Here is a 20,466-nt window from a genome sequence, read left to right as displayed (position 1 = left end):
CTTTGCTGTTGGTGTCGCCCGCGTTCGGTCGCCGTGCGAGTACGTGGCTTTCAACTGGTATTTGAAGGCGATCGGCATGTTGGCGGCGCTGAATAAGCCTATGCTTGACTACAGGAAGGAATAGATCCAACACCTATGGGGCATAACTGCAAAACGAAGGTCATTCCAAAGTGTCACCAAAACCAGAAATTGCGCTACGCCTTGCATCTCGTTTGAAGGCGGAGCGGACGGCAAAAGGATTAAGCCTTGATGCGCTGGCCAAACTTTCTGGTGTGTCTCGGTCGATGTTGTCCCAAATTGAGCGGGGCGAATCCAGCCCAACAGTGGCCAGTCTTTGGAACCTCACGCGGGCTTTGAATGTTGATTTCGCAGAATTGTTGGATGCGCCCGAAGGTGAAAAAGGGCCTATCCTTGACGTGGTGCGAGCCGAACATACTCCGGTTATTCACAATAAATCTGCCAAATGCCTTATTCGAATTCTGAGCGCACCAGACGATGTTGGCGGTACTGAAATTTACGACATTCACTTTGAAGATGGTGCTTGTTTGGACAGTTCTGCCCATAAAACGGGCTGTGTCGAAGCGATTACCGTGCTTGAGGGCGCGCTTGAAATTATATCAAACGGTATCAGTGAAAACGCGAAAATTGGCGACACTATTCGGTACGTGGCGGATCAGGATCATGCAATTCGTGCGCCAATGAAAGCGCGTGCGATATTGATTGTTAAAAACGCATAGCATCCTATTTGGTGGATTTTTTCCGCTATATTGACAATTATCCCGTTTAGTGGAAGTCTATCCACTAAACAGGAGTGTCCGTATGTCCCACCAATTCTTCACCCATATCAAAACCACATTAGACAATATCCAAGCGGATGGCCTGCTTAAAACAGAACGGAATATCACGTCTGCGCAGGGGGGGCGCATCATGGTTGATACCGGGGGCAAGGCGCCAGTGCGAATGGTCAACTTATGCGCCAATAATTATCTGGGGTTGGCAGATGATGATCGGTTGATTGCCGCGGCCAAACGGGCGATGGACAGCCACGGATTTGGCATGGCGTCTGTGCGTTTCATTTGTGGTGCGCAAGACATCCACCGTGCGTTGGAAACGAAACTGGCACAGTATTTGGGTAAGGATGATGCCATCCTTTTTGCGGCGTGTTTTGATGCCAATGGCGGCCTGTTTGAGCCGCTGCTTGGCCCCGAAGATGCGATTATCTCTGATAGTTTGAACCATGCGTCGATCATCGACGGTATCCGATTGTGTAAAGCAAAACGTTACCGTTACGCCAATTCCGACATGGCGGACCTTGAGGCGCAACTGCAGCAAGCCCAACAAGACGGCGCGCGATTTATCATGATCGCAACGGACGGCGTGTTCTCTATGGATGGGTATCTTGCAAAGCTGCCCGAGATCGTCGCGCTAGGCGAAAAATACAATGCTTTGGTGATGGTGGATGATTGCCACGCCACGGGCTTTATGGGGCCAAAGGGCGCGGGCACGCCTGCGCATTTCGGTGTGGATGTTGATATTCTAACAGGAACGCTGGGCAAGGCGCTGGGCGGTGCATTGGGGGGGTATATTGCAGGGCCACAGGCGGTTATTGATTTGTTGCGCCAACGCGCGCGGCCTTATCTGTTTTCGAACTCTTTGCCGCCGTCGATTGTTGCCGCAGGGATCGAGGCGTTGAATATTATCGAGGCAGGAGACACGCTTCGCACCAAGCTGTTTGACAATGCAAAATACTGGCGGGATGGTCTGACAGGGCTTGGGTTCACCCTGCAACCTGGCGAGCATCCGATCATTCCCGTGATGCTGGGGGATGCAAACCTCGCACAAAACATGGCCGCACATTTGAATGAAAATGGCGTTTACGTTGCAGGGTTTTTTTACCCTGTGGTTCCAAAGGGCCAAGCACGGATCCGCACGCAAATGAGCAGTGCATTATCCCGTGATGACCTCGATTTTGCCCTAGACGCATTTGAAAACGCAGGGCGTGCCACGGGGGCTTTGACGTGAGCAATCTTATGAAAACACTGGCCAAAACCAAACCCGAGGAAGGGTTATGGATGCGGCAAACTCCCGTGCCTGAAATTGGCCCTGATGATGTGCTGATCAAAATCAACAAAACAGGCATTTGTGGCACCGATATCCACATCTGGAATTGGGATGAATGGGCGCGCAAAACGGTCCCTTTGAATTTGACCACAGGGCATGAGTTTGCGGGGGAAATTGTTGAGCTTGGCAAGAACGTGACGGAACTGTCCCTTGGGCAGCGGTGTTCGGGCGAAGGGCATTTGATCGGCAAGCAAAGTCGTCAATCCCGTGCGGGCAAATTTCACCTTGATCCTGACACGCGTGGAATTGGCGTGAATGAAGATGGTGCTTTTGCACAGTATTTGCGCCTGCCTGCGTTTAATGTTGTACCGCTGCCAGATGACATCAGCGATGATATCGGCGCGATCCTTGATCCGCTGGGTAATGCGGTTCACACAGCGCTGTCATTCAATTTGCTGGGCGAAGATGTGTTGGTTACGGGGGCTGGCCCGATCGGGATCATGGCTGCGGCCGTTGCGCGTCATGCAGGTGCTCGGCATGTTGTTATTACGGATGTGAATGTTGACCGCTTGGCACTTGCCGCGCAGGTGGCTGACGTGGTGCCCGTGAATGTCGCTGAGGAAGACCTAAACGAAATCATCGCGCGTTTGGGCATGCGTCAGGGTTTTGATGTTGGGCTGGAAATGTCTGGCAATCAAGCGGCCCTCGATCAGATGATCGAGGCGATGGTGATGGGCGGGCGCATCGCGTTGTTGGGGATTCCGCCTGGTAAATCGCCAGTGGATTGGTCACGTATCGTGTTCAAGGCAATTACGCTCAAAGGTGTCTATGGCCGTGAGATTTTCGAGACTTGGTACAAGATGATTACTATGCTGCAAAACGGTTTGGACGTGAGCAGCGTCATCACGCATCGGTTTCCGATTGATGAATACAGAACCGGTTTTGAAACGATGAAAGCAGGTTCAAGCGGGAAAGTTGTTCTCGATTGGACCTGAGTGCGCCTAACCGCGCTATCGTGTTCACCGCGCCTGTTGGAAACTTTGGCAACATTGCTCAAGACGTGTATAAACTTCAATACTGTAATCCAACGGCTGCGCATGTCACTTTTGACTTAGGTCGCGGGCTTGTCTGGGGGACGTTACTTACCTGCGGTCACAAGCTGGGTTTGCTGTTTCCTGCTCTCATGCCTAACAAAGATCGAATGGCCGCTGGCTCCCTAGGCCATTTCGACGTGGCCGAAGGTAGCTGATCCGCAAAGCAGTCCTGATTTTCGAAGAAGGAAATCAGTTTGAGCGAACAATTTGCGACGGAAGACAAGACCTGTTTATGACGCAAAGGTCAAAGTCGTGTGACGTTCAACATAATGGGAATGGCGGACCGAGGAGGATTCGAACCCCCGACCCCCTGATTCGTAGTCAGGTACTCTATCCAGCTGAGCTATCGGTCCGTCTGGCAGGGATGTATCCCCGCGCATTTGTAATTGCAAGGGGCAAAATTGGATGTTTTGCCGATATGCGATTATTCTGCTTGAACGCTTTGTGTGGCTACACCATCAAACGCTGCGGCCATGAGGGTTTTGGCGTATTCTGTTTTCGGGGCGGCAAAAATTTCTTCGCCTGTGCCAGCTTCGACAATGTCCCCTTGGCGCATGACCAGAACCTTGTGGCTGAGTGCGCGCACCACCTTCAGATCGTGACTGATGAAGAGAAATGCCAGACCGTATTTCTTTTGCAGATCGCGCAAGAGGTTCACGATCTGCACCTGTACCGTCATGTCGAGCGCCGAGGTGGGCTCATCCAATACAACAAGCCGTGGTTTTTGGATCATGGCGCGGGCGATGGCGATACGCTGGCGTTGGCCGCCTGAAAACTCATGTGGATATCGGTCGATTGTGTCTGGGTCGAGCCCGACTTCGATCAGGATGTCCTTGACTGCTTGGCGCGTGTCCATGCCTTTGGTGTTGGCGTGAACGCCGAGCCCTTCGGAGACGATTTGTTCCACGGTCATGCGGGGCGACAAAGAGCCGTAGGGGTCTTGGAACACCATCTGCATATCGCGGCGCAACGGTTGCAGGGCGCGGTTGCGCAGGCCCTGTACATCATCGCCTAAGAACACCACGGGCCCATCAGATGAAATCAGACGCATCATGCCAAGCGCGAGCGTTGTTTTTCCCGATCCGCTCTCGCCAACAATGCCGAGGGTTTCCCCCGCACGGACCGAAAAGCTGGCGCCGTTCACGGCTTTGACGTGATCGACGGTGGTGCGCATGATGCCGCGTTTGATTGGGAACCAGACGCGGAAATTTTCGGTCGACAGGATTTCTTCTGCATCCTCTGCAACGGGGTCAGGCACGCCTGTCGGTTCCGCGGCCAGCAGCGTTTTGGTATAGGGATGTTGCGGCGCATCAAAGATGTCTTTGGTTGGGCCGGTTTCCACGATCTTACCGTTTTGCATGACGCAGACCCGATCGGCGATTTTGCGCACGATGGTCAGGTCGTGGGTGATGAACAACATGCCCATGCCCTCGGCCTTTTGCACATCTTCGAGCAGGTCGAGAATTTGCGCCTGAATGGTCACATCAAGGGCGGTGGTGGGTTCATCGGCAATCAGCAGATCAGGACCATTGGCAAGGGCCATGGCGATCATCACGCGCTGGCGTTGGCCGCCTGACAACTGGTGTGGGTAATCATCAAGCCGATTGGCTGCATTGCGAATGCCAACTTTTTCCAACAGCTCCAAACATTTCGCACGGTAGGGGTTGTCCGACAGCCAGTGACGCAACGCGGTTGCAAGGCCGTATTGTACAGGCCAAAGCAAGAGACCAATGCCCCCCAAAATCACCCCAAGCGCCAAAAGGAACCAGAGGATAGACCACAACAGGCTGAACAGGCCCGTAAGCGCGTAAAGGAAGGTTGCGATGCCCGTTTGTGGGTCCTCGATCCTTGCCAAAGAACCTTGGCCGCGCAGGGTATCAATGCCAGCGGAGATCACGAAATAGAGGAGCAGTGCGCCCATGAAAATGAGCGCGCTTTTGAGCGATACAAACTGCGTGATGCGTTTGCTGACGAACCATTGCACTGCACGTTGGGTCAATGATTGATCGGGAGCCGTTTGATGCAGCGCCAATCCCTCGGTTAGTTGTTTTTCGATGGTGTGCAAAGGATTGAGCGAGGTCATCGGCTCTTGGAAAATAAAGCTGATGTCGTTGCCGCGTACGTCCCGCAAGGTTGACTCATCCGCCCCAACCATTTCGGTCCCGCGATAGGTGATGGAGCCTGAAATATTGGCGCTGTCTGGCAACAGTTTGACAGACGAAAGCGCGGTTACGGATTTACCTGATCCGCTTTCCCCGACAAGCGCAACGGTTTCGCCTGCGTTCACGGTAAAGCTGACGCCATCAACGGCAGGTGCAGCCGTGCCAAAGGCGATGGTCAGGTCTTTGACGTTCAATACTTCGGTCATTTGAACGTCTTTCTGGGATCAAACGCATCGCGGACCCCTTCGAAAATAAACACCAGCAAGGACAGCATGATTGAGATGCTAAAAAAGGCAGAAAACGCGAGCCACGGGGATTGCAGGTTATTGCGGGCCTGCAAAGCGAGTTCACCAAGGGAAGGATAGGACGGGGGGAGGCCATAACCGATGAAGTCTAACGTTGTTAGGCCACCAATTGCACCTGTGATAAGGAACGGAAGAACCGTAATTGTCGCAACCATCGCGTTCGGAAGCAAGTGGCGAAACATAATTTTCCAGTCTGGTACGCCGAGCGCACGAGCTGCACGAACATATTCAAAATTGCGAGTGCGGAGGAACTCTGCCCTGACATAACCAACTAAGCCCATCCAACTGAATAGGATAATAAGGGCCGTTAGAATGGTGAAATTGAGCGTGAAAATCGCCCCCATGATGATGATGACGTATAGCATGGGCGTCGATTGCCATATCTCTAGTATTCGTTGGAAAACGATGTCTACCCAGCCGCCAAAGTACCCCATAATTGCCCCTGCAACGATGCCCACGATAGAGGAGAAAAAGACCACAACCAACGCGAAAACGGTTGAAATTCGAAAGCCGTAAATGATCCGAGCCAAGACGTCGCGCGTTTGATCGTCCGTCCCAAGCCAGTGGTTTGAGTCAGGGGGAGAAGGCGCTGTCAAAACATCATAGTTGATGGTGTTAAAGCTGTATGGAATGGGAGCCCAGAGAATCCACCCGTTTGTGTACCCTTCGGTGGATACATCAAATTCACCCGCCGCGATTTGTTCTAACATGTCTTCGGGTTCGTCAAAGCACGCTTCCAATCCCCCTGTTTTAATCAGGCATTGCACCACTGGATCAGGGTATTGAGGCTCTGTTTCAAAGTCACCGCCGAAGGCCGTTTCAGGATAAAACTTAAACGCAGGCGTATGAAGTTCACCTTTGAACGAGACAAGCAATGGCTTGTCGTTCGCGACGAGTTCGGCAAACAGGCAAATGACGAATAAGAAACTGAACAGCCACAACGACCAAACAGCGCGGCGATTGGCGCGAAAGTTTGCGAGACGACGACGGCTTATCGAGGACTTGAAAATCATGTGTTTCGACTTTCGAAATCTATGCGAGGATCGACAAAGACATACATCAAATCTGAAATAAGTCCGACAACCAGACCGATGAGCCCGAAGATGTAAAGGGTTCCAAATACGACTGCATAATCCCGATCTACAATGGCGTTGAAGCCTAGTAATCCGAGGCCATCGAGTGAGAAGACCAGCTCAATGACAAGGGATGATTGAAAGAACACGGCAATAAACGCTGCTGGAAATCCTGAGATGACGATCAGCATCGCATTGCGGAAAATATGCCCATAGAAAACTTGGTTATCACGTAGCCCTTTGGCTTTAGCCGTAACCACATACTGTTTGTTAATCTCATCCAAAAACGAGTTCTTCGTCAGCAACGTCAGTGTCGCAAAGGCCCCGATGGTGGAGGCGGTTACGGGTAGCACGATGTGCCAGAGGTAGTCTTTGACTTTGCCAAACAGGCTGAGTGTTTCAAAATCATCGGACCACAAGCCGCGGTTTGGGAACCATTGAAAGAACGATCCGCCCGCGAAAACCACGAGCAAGAGGATCGCAAACAGAAACCCTGGGATCGCGTAAGCCGCGATGATGATGCCAGAGGACCATGTGTCAAAGCCAGAGCCGTCTTTCACCGCTTTGCGGATACCAAGTGGGATGGAGATGAGATAGGCAAGCAGGGTGGACCACACGCCAAGAGTGATGGACACAGGCAGTTTTTCTTTGATGAGGTCCAAAACACTGATGGAGCGGAAATAGCTTTCGCCAAATTCAAAGCGGAAGTAATCGCCCATCATGATGAAAAACCGCTGATAGGCGGGTTTGTCGAGATTGAATTGTTTTTCCAAATCTTCGATCAGATCGGGTGGCAAGCCGCGTGCGCCTTCGTAAATAGAGGCTTCACCTGATTGCACCTCTGATCCGCCACCAGTGATGCGGTCGGTGGCGGCGCTATCGCTTTCCAGTTGGGAAATGATGCGTTCAATCGGACCGCCTGGCACAAACTGGATCAGGGTAAAGTTGATCAGCATGATGCCGATCAGTGTCGGGATCATCAGCCAAAGCCGTCTGAAAATATAAGCGCCCATTTAGCGAAGTGCGCCTTCTGCCTTGAGTGCGTCGAGCTTTTCCTGATCGAGCCACCATGTGCCAATCACACCACGGGAATAAAGCGGTTTGGTATCGGGGCGGCCGAACACATCCCAATAAGCGATGTTGTGGCTGCCTTTGTACCAGTTGGGCACCCAAATGTGCATGTTGCGCATTACACGATCAAGTGCGCGCACAGCCACTTGCATGTCTTCTCGGGTTTCGGCCTGTGCGATTTTGATAATCAGCGCGTCCACAACAGGATCTTTGATGCCAGAATAATTGCTACTGCCGAGTGTTTCCGCACCTTTGGTCCCGAAGATTTGCGCCAAATCTTCACCCGGAGACAAATCCATGCTCAGACGACCTGGGATCAGGTCATAGTCAAAATTCTTTTGACGTTCTTGCATTTGCGCAGCGTCGATCAGTTTATAGCTGGCGTCGATGCCCAGCCGTTTTAGGTTTTCAATGTACGGGTTGATGATGCGTTCAAACGCGGGGCTGTCATCCACCAGTTCAAGGGTCAAAACTTCGCCTTTGTCGTTGGTGCGTTTGCCGTTCACCACTTTCCAACCCGCTTCATCAAGCAGTTTGCCCGCTGCGCGCACCGCTTTGCGATCTGTTTGGCTTGGGCGCGAAACTGCGGGTGTGAATGGTTCTTCGGTGAAGATGTTTTCAGGCAGCTGATCGCGGAACTCTTCCAGCAATGCCAACTCTTTGCCTGTTGGCACACCTTCGGCCTGCATGTTGGAGTTTTCCCAAAAACTGTCGGTGCGTTCATAAAGGCCGTAAAACAGGGTTTTATTGGACCATTCGAAATTGAACATCATGCCAATGGCCTGACGTACGCGTGGGTCTGCGAATTTGTCCTGCCGCATGTTGATCCAGAATCCTTGGGTTCCTGATGGGCGGTCATCAGGGATGGTTTCTTTGATCACGTGGCCTTTGTTGATGGCTGGAAAGTTATAGCTGTTGGCCCAGTTTTTCGATGTGAATTCTTCGTGGAACAGGAAGCTGCCCGCCTTGAATGCTTCGAGCGCGACTGTGCGGTCAGTGAAGTATTCGTAAAGGTAGCAATCAAAGTTGCCTGATCCTTTGTTGTGAGGCAGGTCTTTGGCCCAGTAATTGTCGATCTTGCAGTATTTAATCGACCGTCCTGGTTTAATGTCGGTGGCTGTAAAACCGCCAGATGTGACAGGCACGTCAATCGTGCTTTCGCCAAAATCTTTGGTTTCATAGTAATGCCGTGGCAGGATCGTTATGCCCCCCGCCTGAGCGGGCAAATCGCGGGTGTTCACCCCTTCCTTGAAGGTGAATTTCACGCGGTGCGGTTCCAGTGCTTCGACCTTTTCGATGTCTTTATAGATGATCTGATAAACAGGATGCCCCTTTTCCATCAGAATTTCGTAAGAAAAGACCACTTCATCGGCTGTAATCGGTTCGCCATCGGAGAAGGTTGCTTCTGGCCGCATGTTAAAGATGACCCACTGGCGATCTTCGGGGTATTCGAGCGTTTCTGCAATGTAGCCATAAGCACTGTCTGGTTCGTCACCAGAGCCTGTCAAAAGGCTGGAGTGCATTAGACCGAGCCCTTGGGCTGGCGTGCCCTTCAGAATGAAGGGGTTCAAACTGTCAAAGGTGCCAGAGGCCCCTGTGCCGAGGAATGAAATCGTGCCGCCTTGTGGGGCGTCTGGATTCACATAATCCCAATGTTTGAAATCAGCAGGGTATTTCAGATCACCAAATGTGGAAATACCGTGGGACTTGATGATTTTATCCTGAGCATTGGCAAGTGTTGCACCAAAGGCCAGCGTGATCATCGCAAGGCTGGCGAATGTTAAGCGTCGCAGATCCGTTTTCTGCTTGGTGGCGACCTTTGCCCGTGCTTGCCCCATAAATCAGTCTCCCTGTTTCGCGTCGTACCGCATCTTGGTTAATAAATAGGTAAATTCAGTCGTTCGTAAACAGCAACACGCAATACTGTGAGGATTGTTTCGAAATATCGGGTCGTGGGTGCGAATTGCCGCCGAGAATCCAAAAGGCCGCCCAAATCGGACGGCCTTTGTTAGAATATTCGAAACACTTAGTTCAGTGTTTCGAGGTATTTGATCAGGTTTGCACGATCCATTTCTTTTTTCAGACCAGCAAAGCTCATTTTTGTACCGTTCATGTAGGCGGATGGTTTGATCAGGAAGCCGTTCAAAGCTTCGACATCCCAAACCCCTTCGAAAGAGGCCATTGCGCCAGAATATTCGTAGCCGGCTACATCGCCAATGCCACGGTTCACGACGTTGAACAGGTGCGGGCCAGTGCCATTCGCGCCGTCTTCGACTTTGTGGCAGGCTTTACACTTGGAAAAGACTTTCTTGCCTTTGTCTGCGTCAGCCATGGCCATCATTTCGTCCAGTGTCATTTCTGGCTCGTCATTGCCGCCAGTTTCTACAACTGCAACTTCGATTGGGTAGCCAGAGACGTGCTCTTCGCCATCGTGGTGGCCGCTGCTGCCAACGTGATACATGCTTTCGGCTGCCCAGCCAGCAAGCATAAAGACGAGCAATGCGCCGCAAAGACCGCCGACGATTTTGGTTGATTCCATTGTATCCATGGTTCTGCCTTACTTGAGCCGCGAGAAGAAGGAATCCCGCACATTCTTTTCCGAGGCTCTTCTAGCGCCTTCCCCTAGCAACTTGCAAGGTGTACATACCGCGACGAAACGCCCTGACAGGCGAAAAAGAGCAGTTTTTTGAGGTTGGACAGAAAATGGTAAGACAAGTTGGCAAAATTGCTTTTCAAGGAGAGCTTGGGGCGTATTCGCATCAGGCCTGTGTTGCGGTGTATCCAGATGGGGAGCCGATTGCCTGCAAAACCTTTGAAAGTGCCATTGCAACTGTGAACCGTGGGGATGCGGATGTGGCCATGTTGCCAGTGGAAAATTCCACCTATGGACGGGTGGCCGATGTTCATTATTTGCTTCCAGAAAGCGGACTGCACATCATCGGAGAGCATTTCGAACGGGTTCACATCAATCTTTTGGGGGTGCCAGGTGCCAAAATTGAAGACATGACATCGGCCAAAAGCCATACGGTTCTGCTCGGCCAATGTCGGAAATTTTTGAAAGAACACAATCTGTTACCCGTCACAGGTGCGGATACGGCAGGCTCTGCCCAAGAGGTGGCCGCAGCTGGTGATAAATCCCAAGGGGCGTTGGCAGGAGACTTAACTGCGGGGATTTATGGATTGGATGTTTTGGCCCAACACATTGAGGACAACCAGAACAACACCACGCGATTTTTGATTATGTCACCTGAACCCGCCGTCGCACCGCAATCCGACAAAGAGCTGATCACGACGTTTGTTTTTCGGGTCCGCAACATTCCTGCGGCGCTTTACAAAGCGATGGGTGGGTTTGCGACGAATGGCGTGAATATGGTGAAGTTGGAAAGCTATATGATTGGTGGATCGTTCACGGCAACGCAGTTTTATGCCGATATTGTTGGGCATCCTGATGATGCGCCCGTGAAACGCGCCATGGAAGAATTGGCATATTTCACCGACTACCTAGAGGTTTTGGGTGTTTACGAGGCCGATAAATCCCGTGGTTAACGGGATTTATTATAGTTGTTTTCGATAAAGTTCGCATAGGTCCAAAAACGGTGGTTGAACTTGCGGTTCATGCTGTTTTTCGCAAGCTTTGCCGATTGCAAAATCAGCCGCGCGGAAATGGTTTTCGGCTTTAGCACTGTGGTCACTTTGATGCGCGATTGCTTGCGGGTCAGTGCCATTGATTCCATTGTGGCGTTTGCTTCGACCCCTGCGGATTTCACAAAGAATTTCAGCAAGTTATCTGGGCGGTATTCGATCAGCTCGATGTTGAATTTCCGACGCTTGCCCCGAAAGTCACCTTGGATTTTCCACTGCATACCAGCGCATTTTTCGGTGAACGTGTCGATGCGTTCTACATCAGCACCGGTGCGTAGGGCGTAGGATTCGTAGCTTTCGAAATCCGACAGTTGTTGGAAGACAAAATCGAGAGGGGCGTTGACGTCTTGGACGCTGGAAAACTGCATGATCTTGGGCCTGTGCTTTGTGTCCGATTTCGCGAATCGGTTGGCTTTAATCTAGTGTGTCTAATAGCCAGTTGTGAATTAAAAAATGAGCAATGGAGCCTTTGCGGGCGGGTTTTAAATCGGGGTTGTCCCCATGTGTTGCTGCAAAGACCTCTTCTCTGGTGAACCAGCGGGCGTCTTCTATCTCTTTGGGATCAATGGTGATTTCGGCGTTTTCCGCCTCGCCTGCGCAGCCGATCATGAGGCTGGCGGGGAAAGGCCAAGGTTGCGAGGAAAGGTACTGTATTTTGCCCAGCCGAATGCCGCTTTCTTCAAACACTTCGCGTCGTGCAGCGGCTTCCATGGTTTCGCCCGGTTCCATGAAGCCAGCGAGCAAGGAATACATGCCGTCTGGCCAGCCATGCGAACGCCCCATAAGAACGGAATTTCCCTTTGTTGCCAATACGATAACCACTGGGTCAGTGCGGGGGAAATGATGCGCGCCGCACGCGGGGCAATCCCGTTGCCAGCCAGCCATGGCGATGGCGGATTTTTCACCACATTTGGCGCAAAATCCGTGGATGCGATGCCATTCAAAAATGCCGCGCCCCGTTGCGGCCAATTCCGCGTCACGCGGGGTGAGTTTGGCCATGATTCCCCGCAATTCTGTGAAAACCTGCGTTTCCGGAAAGCCAGGATAGCGGTTCTGGCTGGGGTCCAAGAATTGTGCGAGCGCTGCGTCATCAAGCATTGGGTCGCGCCATGGGGATATGTCAAAGGCGAAAATGGCTGTGCCGTCTTCCTCGATACCAATAAAAATGGGGTCAGATACGGATTCGGACAGGATTTCGTGATCTGTTGGAATGCGCATTAACGTCTTGGTTTCATAGTCAAAAAGCGGTTTTCCGCGCCAGAAAACGATGGCTTTGCCCGCCGCGCGTAGTTGGGCCAGCATGGCGGGGTCTTCGCGATGATGAGCGGCCCGATCAAGGCCAGAGCCGCCGAAAGTTACGTCTTCTGCGTTGAGCATTTTTCTTCCAATTCTTGTGTTGAAAGAGTTGTGGCATGCGCGTGAGTGGGTTGCAATCGTGACCTTGGCAAGTGGGATATTAGATACTATATGACAGGTGAGAGGTTGGCGCGGGCAAGCGCCTCGCCAACCCGGTCAGGTCCGGAAGGAAGCAGCCGTAACGAGCCCCGTTTGGGTCGATGTCCAGCCTCTCACCCTTTCCCAATTCTTAAATATGTGTGACCGTTCTGTGCGGTAGGGTTTTGCCTGATCATGTGGAAATTAAAAAAAGCAAACCACCCAGAAACTGGGGTCCCGTGGGTATGGGCCGCGTGTTTCAAACGTGCGTTAACGGTTTTGGTTGAGAAAATCGCGTTTGGGGCAACGGCCGGATTTTGGATATTTGAGCCAAGAAAAAGGCAGCTGTGGCATCTGGTTCGCAGGGGGCGGATCAATCGCGCGCGCGATCCAAGATTTCGCGAATTTGGGTAAGATGGGGTGTGATTTGAGTGATCATGTCAGGATCAATCTGGGACACAAGATGCGCCATGTCAGGGGCCATGGCCATGCGGGTTTGCATTAACAGCCTGTGCGCCTGTTCGGTAGAGGTCACGTTTTTGGATCGCCCGTCTGTAGGGTGAGGCCCAACGGTGATGAAGCCATTTTTTTCCAGCACCTTGAGCATATGGGTCATGGTGGTTTTGGGTTGTTGAAACGCCGTGGCCAGTTGCAGAGGTGTTTCCCCGCCAGGGCGGCGGCTGAGGTGGCTGAGAATTCCGAAATGTGTGTTCGTTAAATTGTGTGGAAGGTGGGATTCCAGCAGTTTTGAGGACAACTGATGGATGATCCCCACCTCTGTGAAGAATTGAAACAAGGCTTGGCCTTGGTCTGGCGTGAGCTTTGCTTTTTGGTCTTCAGGTTTCATTCAAGAGTTTCGCTTCCAAGGGCCAGCGCGGGGTTTTAATGGCGGATGTGCCGTACCCCAAGCGCCCTAGCATTTGCACGGTTTGCCCGTCGCTCGCAAGCATCTGATGAATGGTTTTATAGTGATCGGCCATTTCTGGATATTCTTGCAAGGCTTGGCTGACAGGTTGCAGGCCAAGGCCAAGTTCGGTGATTTTGAGGTGCATGCGCAGCCATTTGCGCCCTGTTTCGATTTGATCGGCGCGTGTGTTTGTATCTGTGTTCAGATACACAAAGGCGGGCGTTGAGGTGAAGGCATCGGTGTAGTCTTGGATCACGCCCTGAAAGGACGGATGCGCGGTGTCCATCAACAATTCGTCTGTGATGTAGCCTGACATTTTGCCCAGATCAAAGAGCGCCCCTTGCAGTTCAATGCCATCAGGGTTGGCGTTGATTTCCCGTTTGCCGATGCGCATGACATCGACCGATTCTTTCAGTGTGCGGGGGGTGAAAAGCTCCACCTTGAGGGCGTTCAAACCGATTGTGCGCAAGGCATCGACCTGATCGGAGTCCGTGACGATGTTGGTGTAAGGGGCAAGAGCGGTAACGGCATCGGCTGTGATGGGTGCGCCAGTGTAAATGCCTTTGTCGCAGTGGCGGTGCAGGATTTGGGCGGCGAGGGGATCGGGTGTTGCGCCTTTGGTAAAGGTGGCATGGGCGATGGGGCCATTGTCTCCTTCGGGGAGGGGAGTCAAATCCACAGTATACCCATCAGCGCTGGCGGCGATGACCAGTTGTTCAAGGAAACAGCCAAGGCCGATGAAAATCTGGCGGTTGAACGGATCGGTCATGGGCAATTCGCGGGTGTCGTCGCGGTGGATGATCACAGTGTCGTCGCCTTGCAGCTCGATCAGCCATGGCTGCAGGTTGTGCGGGTTCGGCGCGAGCAGGGCGTGTGCAAGCGCGCGGCGGCGTGGCTCGGTGTAGCTGGTGGCGGCACCCCATGGAGCGAGTGCTTTGTGCGGGGTGCGGGTTAGCGCGAAGGTTGTTGCGCCAGCGGCGGCGAGGATTGTGCCGCCACCGAGGATTTTGAGGAATTTGCGACGCGAGGGTTTGGAAGTAGTCATTTTGCGAATCTCCATATAGTGCGATTTCGTATTAAATATGATGCGATATCGCACTAGTCAAGTGTGTTTGAGTATTTGGAGAACAAAGAAACCTTGGTGAGGTGTTAGATTTGTGCGGCCCAAGCGTATTGGGCGTCTGTTTCGACGGCGGCTGGACGGACAGCGCGGATTTGGCGCAGCGCCGTTTCGGGCGGAATGCCGCGTTCCACCATAAGGCGCAGGATGGCCATGCCAGATCGGCCTTGGCCACCCATACAGTGCGCGAGGACTTTGCCCCCTTGATCGAGGATTTTATGGGCGCGTTTTGCGGCCTCTGGCCAATATTGCGCGGTTTCGCCGTGGGGGGCGCCAAAATCTTCGATGGGCAGGTGCAGCCAGTCTGTGCCTGCCTCGGCCAAGCGAATGGGCAGGTCGGTGGCGTTTTTGTCTGCGAGTTCGGCGGCGGTGGTCATAGTGAGGACGAGGTCAGGGGACCATTTCAAAAGCGTGATGAGATCGGCGTCGAACTGCCCGCCGCGCCCAGGCATGGGGGAAATCGCAAGTGTGCCGCGCGAAAGGGGGACGGGGTATATGGCAAAATTGGACATGATGTGTGGTGTTTCGAGAAGCCAAAGAAAGACGTGTATTTCAAAAAGCCCGAGAACGCGAAGCGTGGCAAGGTTTTTGTAATTCAGTTATTTCGCGAAACGCTATAGGGTTCTGAGAGGGATACGAATCTTAGCAGTTCAGGGCGGATAATGGCGGAAGACGCAAACACAGGCTATCAGGTTTTGGCGCGGAAGTATCGCCCCGCCACGTTTGAAGATTTGATCGGTCAAGACGCCATGGTGCGCACGCTGAAAAATGCGTTTGCGGCGGATCGGATTGCCCATGCGTTTGTGCTGACGGGTATTCGCGGCACGGGTAAAACCACAACGGCGCGGATTGTGGCCAAAGGGATGAATTGCATTGGTCCTGATGGCACAGGTGGGCCGACGACGGAGCCTTGTGGGGTGTGCGATATGTGTACGTCCATTGCCGAGGGGCGGCATGTGGATGTGATGGAGATGGATGCGGCGTCCAATACTGGGGTCGCGAACATTCGTGAGATTATTGATTCAGTGCATTACCGCGCGGCGTCGGCGCGGTTTAAGATTTACATCATCGATGAGGTTCACATGCTGTCGACGGGGGCGTTTAATGCGCTGTTGAAGACGCTGGAAGAGCCGCCAGAGCATGTGAAGTTTATTTTTGCGACGACGGAAATTCGCAAAATCCCTGTGACTGTGTTGAGCCGGTGCCAGCGGTTTGATCTGCGGCGCATTGAGCCAGAAGTGATGATCGCGCATCTGGAAAAGATTGCTGGTCTGGAAGGGGCGCAAGTGGCGCCAGATGCGTTGGCGTTGATTGCCCGTGCCGCCGAAGGATCGGTGCGCGATGCGATGTCGCTGCTGGATCAGGCGATTGCCCACGGGGTGGGTGAAACGACCGTGGATCAGGTGCGTGCCATGCTGGGGCTGGCGGATCGGGGTCGGGTGCTCGATCTGTTTGATCTGGTGATGAAAGGCGATGCTGCTGGGGCGCTGGAGGAGTTGTCTGGGCAATATGCCGAAGGAGCGGACCCGATGGCGGTGCTGCGGGATTTGGCGGAAGTGACCCATTGGGTTTCGGTGATCAAAATATCGCCCGAGGCAGCGGATGATCCGACCGTTGGGCCAGATGAACGCACGCGCGGGTTGGCGGCGGCTGAGGCATTGCCGATGCGGGCCATGACGCGGATGTGGCAGATGTTGCTAAAGGCGCTGGAAGAAGTGTCGATAGCGCCAAATGCCATGATGGCCGCCGAAATGGCGATTATTCGGCTGACCCATGTGGCGGAGTTGCCAAGCCCCGAGGAGTTGGTCCGGAAGCTGCAATCCCAGCCGATGACACCGCCAACGGGCGGAGGTGGCGGTGCAACGCCGCCTATGCCAACGGGTGGCGGAACGGTTGAGCATGGAGGAACCATTGGCGGTGCGCCAAACGGCGGCCCCGTTGCGATGATCGCAGGTGGTGGGCACGTTCAAACGAGCCAGCCGAACGAAGCGCAAGCGCTGGCGCGGTTTGTGCGGTTTGATCAGGTGATTGATTTGATCCGATCCAAACGCGATATGAAGCTGCTGATGGAAGTGGAAAGCAACGTGCGATTGGCAAAATATTCGCCCGGTCGCATTGAGTTTCAACCGACAGACACAGCCCCGCCAGATTTGGCGGCGCGATTGGCGCAGCGATTGCAGGCGTGGACGGGTGTGCGTTGGGGCGTTTCAGTGGTGTCTGAGGGTGGTGGAGACACCGTTGCCGAACAAAAAATAGCCCATCGCAATGATCTGGCGGGCCGTGCCATGCAGCATCCGTTGGTAGCGGCGGCTTTGCTGCGGTTTCCAGGGGCAGAAATTCGCGATATCAAATCGCTCGAAGACATCACAGCGGACCCAGAAGAAGAGCTGGAAGCGCAAATGCTCGACGATGACTGGGACCCGTTTGAAGACGATTAATCGTCGAGATATGCGGTGATGATCATCGGGAAATGATCCGATCCAATGTCAGGCCCCCGCCCGAAATGCGCCAATTTGATACCGTCCGTCACATAGACCTGATCAATCGGGAAACGCATGACGGGGTGGTTTACATCAAAGCTCGGAAACATGCCGCGCCCGATACGGGGATCGCGATAATTACCGATTTTCTTGAACGTTTTTGACGTGCGTGACCAGGCCACGTCATTGAAATCGCCCATACAAATAACGGGCTGTTTCAAATGGTGTGCAATGGTGGCAGATTTGCGGATTTGCGCATCCCGTGCATGGGTGTCATCGCCTGGAAGGGGGGGGCGCGGGTGCAGGCCGACAAAGTTGAATCCCTGCCCGTTGGGCGCGGTTAGCGTGGCAAAAGCGGCAGGCGTATCCCCATTGGCAAGATCGACAAAGTTGATCGCCGTGGCATCGAGATTGCTGGCCAGCACCATGCCGTAATGATCGTCGCGTGGTTCGGATTGCACGGTTTTGTAGCTGTCGAGAATGGGGCGCAGCCGCGCAATCCAATCAGGGTCTGTTTCCATAAGGAATAAAACATCGGGCTGTTCGGACTGGATCAGTTTGGCCAGACTGTCGTGATCGGTGTTTTCTTTTAACACATTGGCGGAGAGGATTTTGAAAGTGGGTTTTCCTGTGCCATCAGACAGGGGAATTTCAGTTGGATAAAGTGGTGTATAGGGCAGAATTTGTGCCCCTTGAAACACCGCAACTGCCAGTAAGATCAGGCCCAAGACCCCCCAACCAATTGGGGCCAAAAGGCCCGTGGTGAGCAGTGTGGCGAGTGCTGCAAGACAAATGTGAAGGCGGGGAAAATCGCAGCCGCGAACCCACCACGCGTGAGTTTTGCGCAAAGGAAGCAATGTGACCAGCACAAGGGCCGCGCCAAGCAGCCAGAGAAGGGAAGAGAGTATCATAGAACCTTCAAAATACGATCAATTCACGATGGATCAACTGGTTTTCTTGGGGCTGATGACTTCGACCAAAGCGGCACCGATTATGACGCAAGAGCCGATTGCCTCTGGCCAGCCGAAGGGTTCGTTCAAAAAGACCGCGCTGCTGGCCACGCCAGAGATGATCTCGCCTGTGAGCAGGAAGGAGATGGTGGTGGGGTTAAGCCTGCGCGCTGACCACAGTGTGGCGATAAGCACGGGGGCTATGTAAAACGTGCCAGACAGGGTTAACAGGCCCGCGGTTTCAACGCCGTTTTCCGTGATGGGCAGCGCTGCCCCTGACAAAAGCAACATCAAAAGGCCGACGATCAGGGCCCCTGAGCAACCGAACAGGGCGATGGTGCGTGCGCCTACGTCTTTGCCTGAAAACACAAGTGTTGAACCAACGGCCCAGCAGACACCAGAGAGCAGCGCCATACCGTCGCCAATGGTCCAGTTCGCAAGGCTGACATCCCCGCGAAAGATCAAAAGGATGCCACAGGCGGCAAGCACAAGGGCAAGGGCATTGGTTCCGTTGAATTTGCGCCCCAGAAAAACGCATTCAATGGCGAGTGCCCATGCAGGGGCGAGGTAAAACAACAGGATGGCACGCACCACGGTGGTTTCAGTGACCGCATAGGAATAGAGCATCATCGCGCTGCCCACCATGGCCCCTGACAGGATGACGCGCAGATCAAATGTGATGGGGCGTTTGGACCAGAGGAACAACAGGATCAAGGCGGGAATGGCCCCTGCAAACATAGCGGTTCCTGCCCAAGCCCCTGTGAGCCCAACGGCTTCCAATGCGCGCACAGGCATCCACCAGAGCCCCCAAAACAAGGCGGAACCAAAGGCGAGCCAAAGCGGCAGGTTTTTGGAATATGTCACGCGCACGCCCCTTTTTGTTTGGAACGTTTGTGATCGAAGGTGTGCTGTGGTGCAAGGGATATCGGGGCTGCCGCCCCCTTGGCCTTTGGCCAATTCCCCTGCGGATATTTAGGCTCAAAAGAAAAGGCGCACGCTTTGACATCTAAGCAAGGGGGGACCCAAGAAGGATGTCAAAGCGGCTTCTTCGTCGGCGATCATCGGCTTCCCAGCCTGTACCGCACATAGAGTAAAGACCGAAAGGGTTTCTTTTGAGTTAAAATATCCTGGGGTCTGGGGCAGCGCCCCAGCAACCCTAGTCCCGCGCTGTCGGCAAACGCCCGAGCACATCAAGGCCTTGTTGGTTCCAGAAATGCAGCAAGTCGATGAAAATCCAGTTTTCGGTGAGCTTGTCCCCCCCGCGGCGATAGACGTCGATCACGCGCATGTCGGCGGGTTTGTGGGTGGCAGGCATGCCCATAAAGCCGCCCGTGGGTTCTAGGGTCAGGTTGGGCCAGCCGAAGAAGCCGCCAAATTCGCCTTCGGCCATGCGGCAGATGTGGCCGTTGAAAATGCGGTCTTTGAAGCCAGCGCGGAACGGGCCTGAATGTTGTTCTGCATATCGTTCAATCGTATAGGTCGCGCCGATACCTGCGGGCCCCCACCAGATCATGTCTTCGTTCCATGAACGGCGCAGTTCATCCACCAGCGGTTCTTCGCGTCCGCCTTTCCATGTTTTGATGTCACTGACCATGTAATCAACGGCAGCGAGGGTTTTTTCGCCCTCGGCTGGGTCTTGGGCGTCAAACATCAGGCCAGTGTGGGTTTGTGGCCCACATTGGATGTTATGTGCGCCTGTTTGGGGGGGGAAGGGGTTTTGGCCTGCTTGGATCATCAGATGCGGGATGTCAAAGAACATGGCGGTTTCAGTGATTTTGCCATTTTCGACGCGGTTGAACTCGCAATAGCGCAGGAAGGCCATTTTGCCTGTGGGGCGGATGCCAAGCCATGCGTGATCGAACAGGCCCATGAGGTGGCCCATGGAGACAACCCAAGTGCCGCCGTGATCAAGCGTATTTGCCCCCGCCATAAAGATATCTTGGCGACGTTGCAGGTGGGTGAGGGATTGGCGCAGCGGGTGCCAGAATTTTGTTGCGACGTCCGCGCCAGAGGTTTGCTCATTAAAAGGGTGGAAGCCGCGCCAGAGGTAATCGGCGCTGATGTATTGGTTCATCACCGCGTTTAGGTCGGCGTCTGGTGCGTCGAGTGCGGCGTAGTAGTCGCGCACGAGGGATTTTTCGGTTTGGAAATCAGTCATTTGGTTTCT

General features: G+C 53.5%; 18 protein-coding genes, 1 tRNA gene and 1 other RNA gene. 6 read left to right on the top strand and 14 right to left on the bottom strand.

Annotation, left to right across the window (positions count from 1 at the left end; all coding sequences use genetic code 11):
• Positions 1–170 precede the first annotated feature (170 nt).
• The 3 genes from QBD29_RS15430 (at position 171) to tdh (ending at position 3,056) form a co-directional block, all read left to right on the top strand.
• On the top strand, positions 171–737 hold the full coding sequence (locus QBD29_RS15430) for an XRE family transcriptional regulator (protein WP_280098973.1): 567 nt from the start codon (positions 171–173) through the stop codon (positions 735–737).
• An 82-nt stretch (positions 738–819) separates the two neighbouring features.
• The gene (locus QBD29_RS15425; protein WP_280098972.1) at positions 820–2,022 is read left to right on the top strand and encodes a glycine C-acetyltransferase; all 1,203 of its coding nucleotides are present in this window, start codon (positions 820–822) and stop codon (positions 2,020–2,022) included.
• A gap of 8 nt (positions 2,023–2,030) precedes the next feature.
• Positions 2,031–3,056, top strand: coding sequence for an L-threonine 3-dehydrogenase (gene tdh, locus QBD29_RS15420; RefSeq protein ID WP_280100981.1), 1,026 nt, complete (start codon positions 2,031–2,033; stop codon positions 3,054–3,056).
• Positions 3,057–3,431: 375 nt separating this feature from the next.
• On the opposite strand, the gene QBD29_RS15415 is transcribed toward tdh, so the two are convergent.
• The 6 genes from QBD29_RS15415 to QBD29_RS15390 all read right to left on the bottom strand — a co-directional run bounded on the left by QBD29_RS15415 (position 3,432) and on the right by QBD29_RS15390 (position 10,314).
• Positions 3,432–3,508, bottom strand: a tRNA-Arg gene (locus QBD29_RS15415).
• A gap of 71 nt (positions 3,509–3,579) precedes the next feature.
• Entirely contained in the window at positions 3,580–5,523 is a 1,944-nt protein-coding gene (locus QBD29_RS15410; protein ID WP_280098971.1) for an ABC transporter ATP-binding protein, read from the bottom strand.
• Positions 5,520–6,632, bottom strand: a complete 1,113-nt coding sequence (locus QBD29_RS15405; RefSeq protein WP_280100980.1) for an ABC transporter permease — start codon at positions 6,630–6,632, stop codon at positions 5,520–5,522. Before QBD29_RS15405 ends, QBD29_RS15410 begins: the two co-directional genes overlap by 4 nt.
• Positions 6,632–7,708 (bottom strand): microcin C ABC transporter permease YejB, encoded by a 1,077-nt coding sequence (gene yejB / locus QBD29_RS15400; protein WP_280098970.1) that lies wholly within the window; start codon positions 7,706–7,708, stop codon positions 6,632–6,634. The genes QBD29_RS15405 and yejB overlap by 1 nt, the downstream gene beginning before the upstream one ends.
• Positions 7,709–9,604 carry an extracellular solute-binding protein gene (locus tag QBD29_RS15395; RefSeq protein ID WP_280098969.1) on the bottom strand — a complete coding sequence of 632 codons (1,896 nt, stop codon included), beginning with the start codon at positions 9,602–9,604 and terminating at the stop codon, positions 7,709–7,711.
• Positions 9,605–9,792: 188 nt separating this feature from the next.
• Complete coding sequence (locus QBD29_RS15390; RefSeq protein WP_280098968.1) at positions 9,793–10,314, bottom strand: cytochrome c family protein; 522 nt, start codon at positions 10,312–10,314, stop codon at positions 9,793–9,795.
• 155 nt (positions 10,315–10,469) lie between these two features.
• Between QBD29_RS15390 and QBD29_RS15385 the strand changes: the two genes are divergently transcribed.
• On the top strand, positions 10,470–11,312 hold the full coding sequence (locus QBD29_RS15385; protein WP_280098967.1) for a prephenate dehydratase: 843 nt from the start codon (positions 10,470–10,472) through the stop codon (positions 11,310–11,312).
• Here QBD29_RS15385 and QBD29_RS15380 read toward each other — a convergent pair.
• Complete coding sequence (locus QBD29_RS15380) at positions 11,309–11,776, bottom strand: SRPBCC family protein (RefSeq protein WP_280098966.1); 468 nt, start codon at positions 11,774–11,776, stop codon at positions 11,309–11,311. The genes QBD29_RS15385 and QBD29_RS15380 overlap by 4 nt on opposite strands.
• Before the next feature lie 46 nt (positions 11,777–11,822).
• Complete coding sequence (gene nudC, locus QBD29_RS15375) at positions 11,823–12,785, bottom strand: NAD(+) diphosphatase (RefSeq protein ID WP_280098965.1); 963 nt, start codon at positions 12,783–12,785, stop codon at positions 11,823–11,825.
• 98 nt (positions 12,786–12,883) lie between these two features.
• Here nudC and ffs point away from each other — a divergent pair.
• Positions 12,884–12,982: signal recognition particle sRNA small type (gene ffs / locus QBD29_RS15370), an RNA gene on the top strand.
• 233 nt (positions 12,983–13,215) lie between these two features.
• On the opposite strand, the gene QBD29_RS15365 is transcribed toward ffs, so the two are convergent.
• From QBD29_RS15365 to QBD29_RS15355, 3 genes are all read right to left on the bottom strand, one after another.
• Positions 13,216–13,689 carry a MarR family transcriptional regulator gene (locus QBD29_RS15365; protein WP_280098964.1) on the bottom strand — a complete coding sequence of 158 codons (474 nt, stop codon included), beginning with the start codon at positions 13,687–13,689 and terminating at the stop codon, positions 13,216–13,218.
• Positions 13,679–14,794: a twin-arginine translocation pathway signal protein gene (locus tag QBD29_RS15360; protein WP_280098963.1), complete on the bottom strand. Its 1,116-nt coding sequence runs from the start codon at positions 14,792–14,794 to the stop codon at positions 13,679–13,681. The genes QBD29_RS15365 and QBD29_RS15360 overlap by 11 nt, the downstream gene beginning before the upstream one ends.
• A 104-nt stretch (positions 14,795–14,898) precedes the next feature.
• A complete protein-coding gene (locus QBD29_RS15355) occupies positions 14,899–15,381 on the bottom strand; it encodes a dual specificity protein phosphatase family protein (protein WP_280098962.1) in 483 nt (160 codons plus the stop codon).
• 150 nt (positions 15,382–15,531) lie between these two features.
• Here QBD29_RS15355 and QBD29_RS15350 point away from each other — a divergent pair, with 150 nt between their 5' ends.
• A complete protein-coding gene (locus QBD29_RS15350) occupies positions 15,532–17,307 on the top strand; it encodes a DNA polymerase III subunit gamma/tau (RefSeq protein WP_280098961.1) in 1,776 nt (591 codons plus the stop codon).
• Here QBD29_RS15350 and QBD29_RS15345 read toward each other — a convergent pair.
• The 3 genes from QBD29_RS15345 to QBD29_RS15335 all read right to left on the bottom strand — a co-directional run bounded on the left by QBD29_RS15345 (position 17,304) and on the right by QBD29_RS15335 (position 20,457).
• Positions 17,304–18,260 (bottom strand): endonuclease/exonuclease/phosphatase family protein, encoded by a 957-nt coding sequence (locus tag QBD29_RS15345; protein WP_280098960.1) that lies wholly within the window; start codon positions 18,258–18,260, stop codon positions 17,304–17,306. The genes QBD29_RS15350 and QBD29_RS15345 overlap by 4 nt on opposite strands.
• Positions 18,261–18,293: 33 nt before the next feature.
• On the bottom strand, positions 18,294–19,163 hold the full coding sequence (locus QBD29_RS15340; protein ID WP_280098959.1) for a DMT family transporter: 870 nt from the start codon (positions 19,161–19,163) through the stop codon (positions 18,294–18,296).
• 292 nt (positions 19,164–19,455) lie between these two features.
• Positions 19,456–20,457, bottom strand: a complete 1,002-nt coding sequence (locus QBD29_RS15335; RefSeq protein WP_280098958.1) for an ester cyclase — start codon at positions 20,455–20,457, stop codon at positions 19,456–19,458.
• Positions 20,458–20,466 lie beyond the last annotated feature (9 nt).

The sequence above is a fragment of the Amylibacter sp. IMCC11727 genome (genome assembly GCF_029854195.1).
GTDB lineage: Bacteria > Pseudomonadota > Alphaproteobacteria > Rhodobacterales > Rhodobacteraceae > Amylibacter.
Note: the sequence above shows the minus strand (reverse complement) of the source record. Positions and strands in the feature narration are given on the sequence as shown.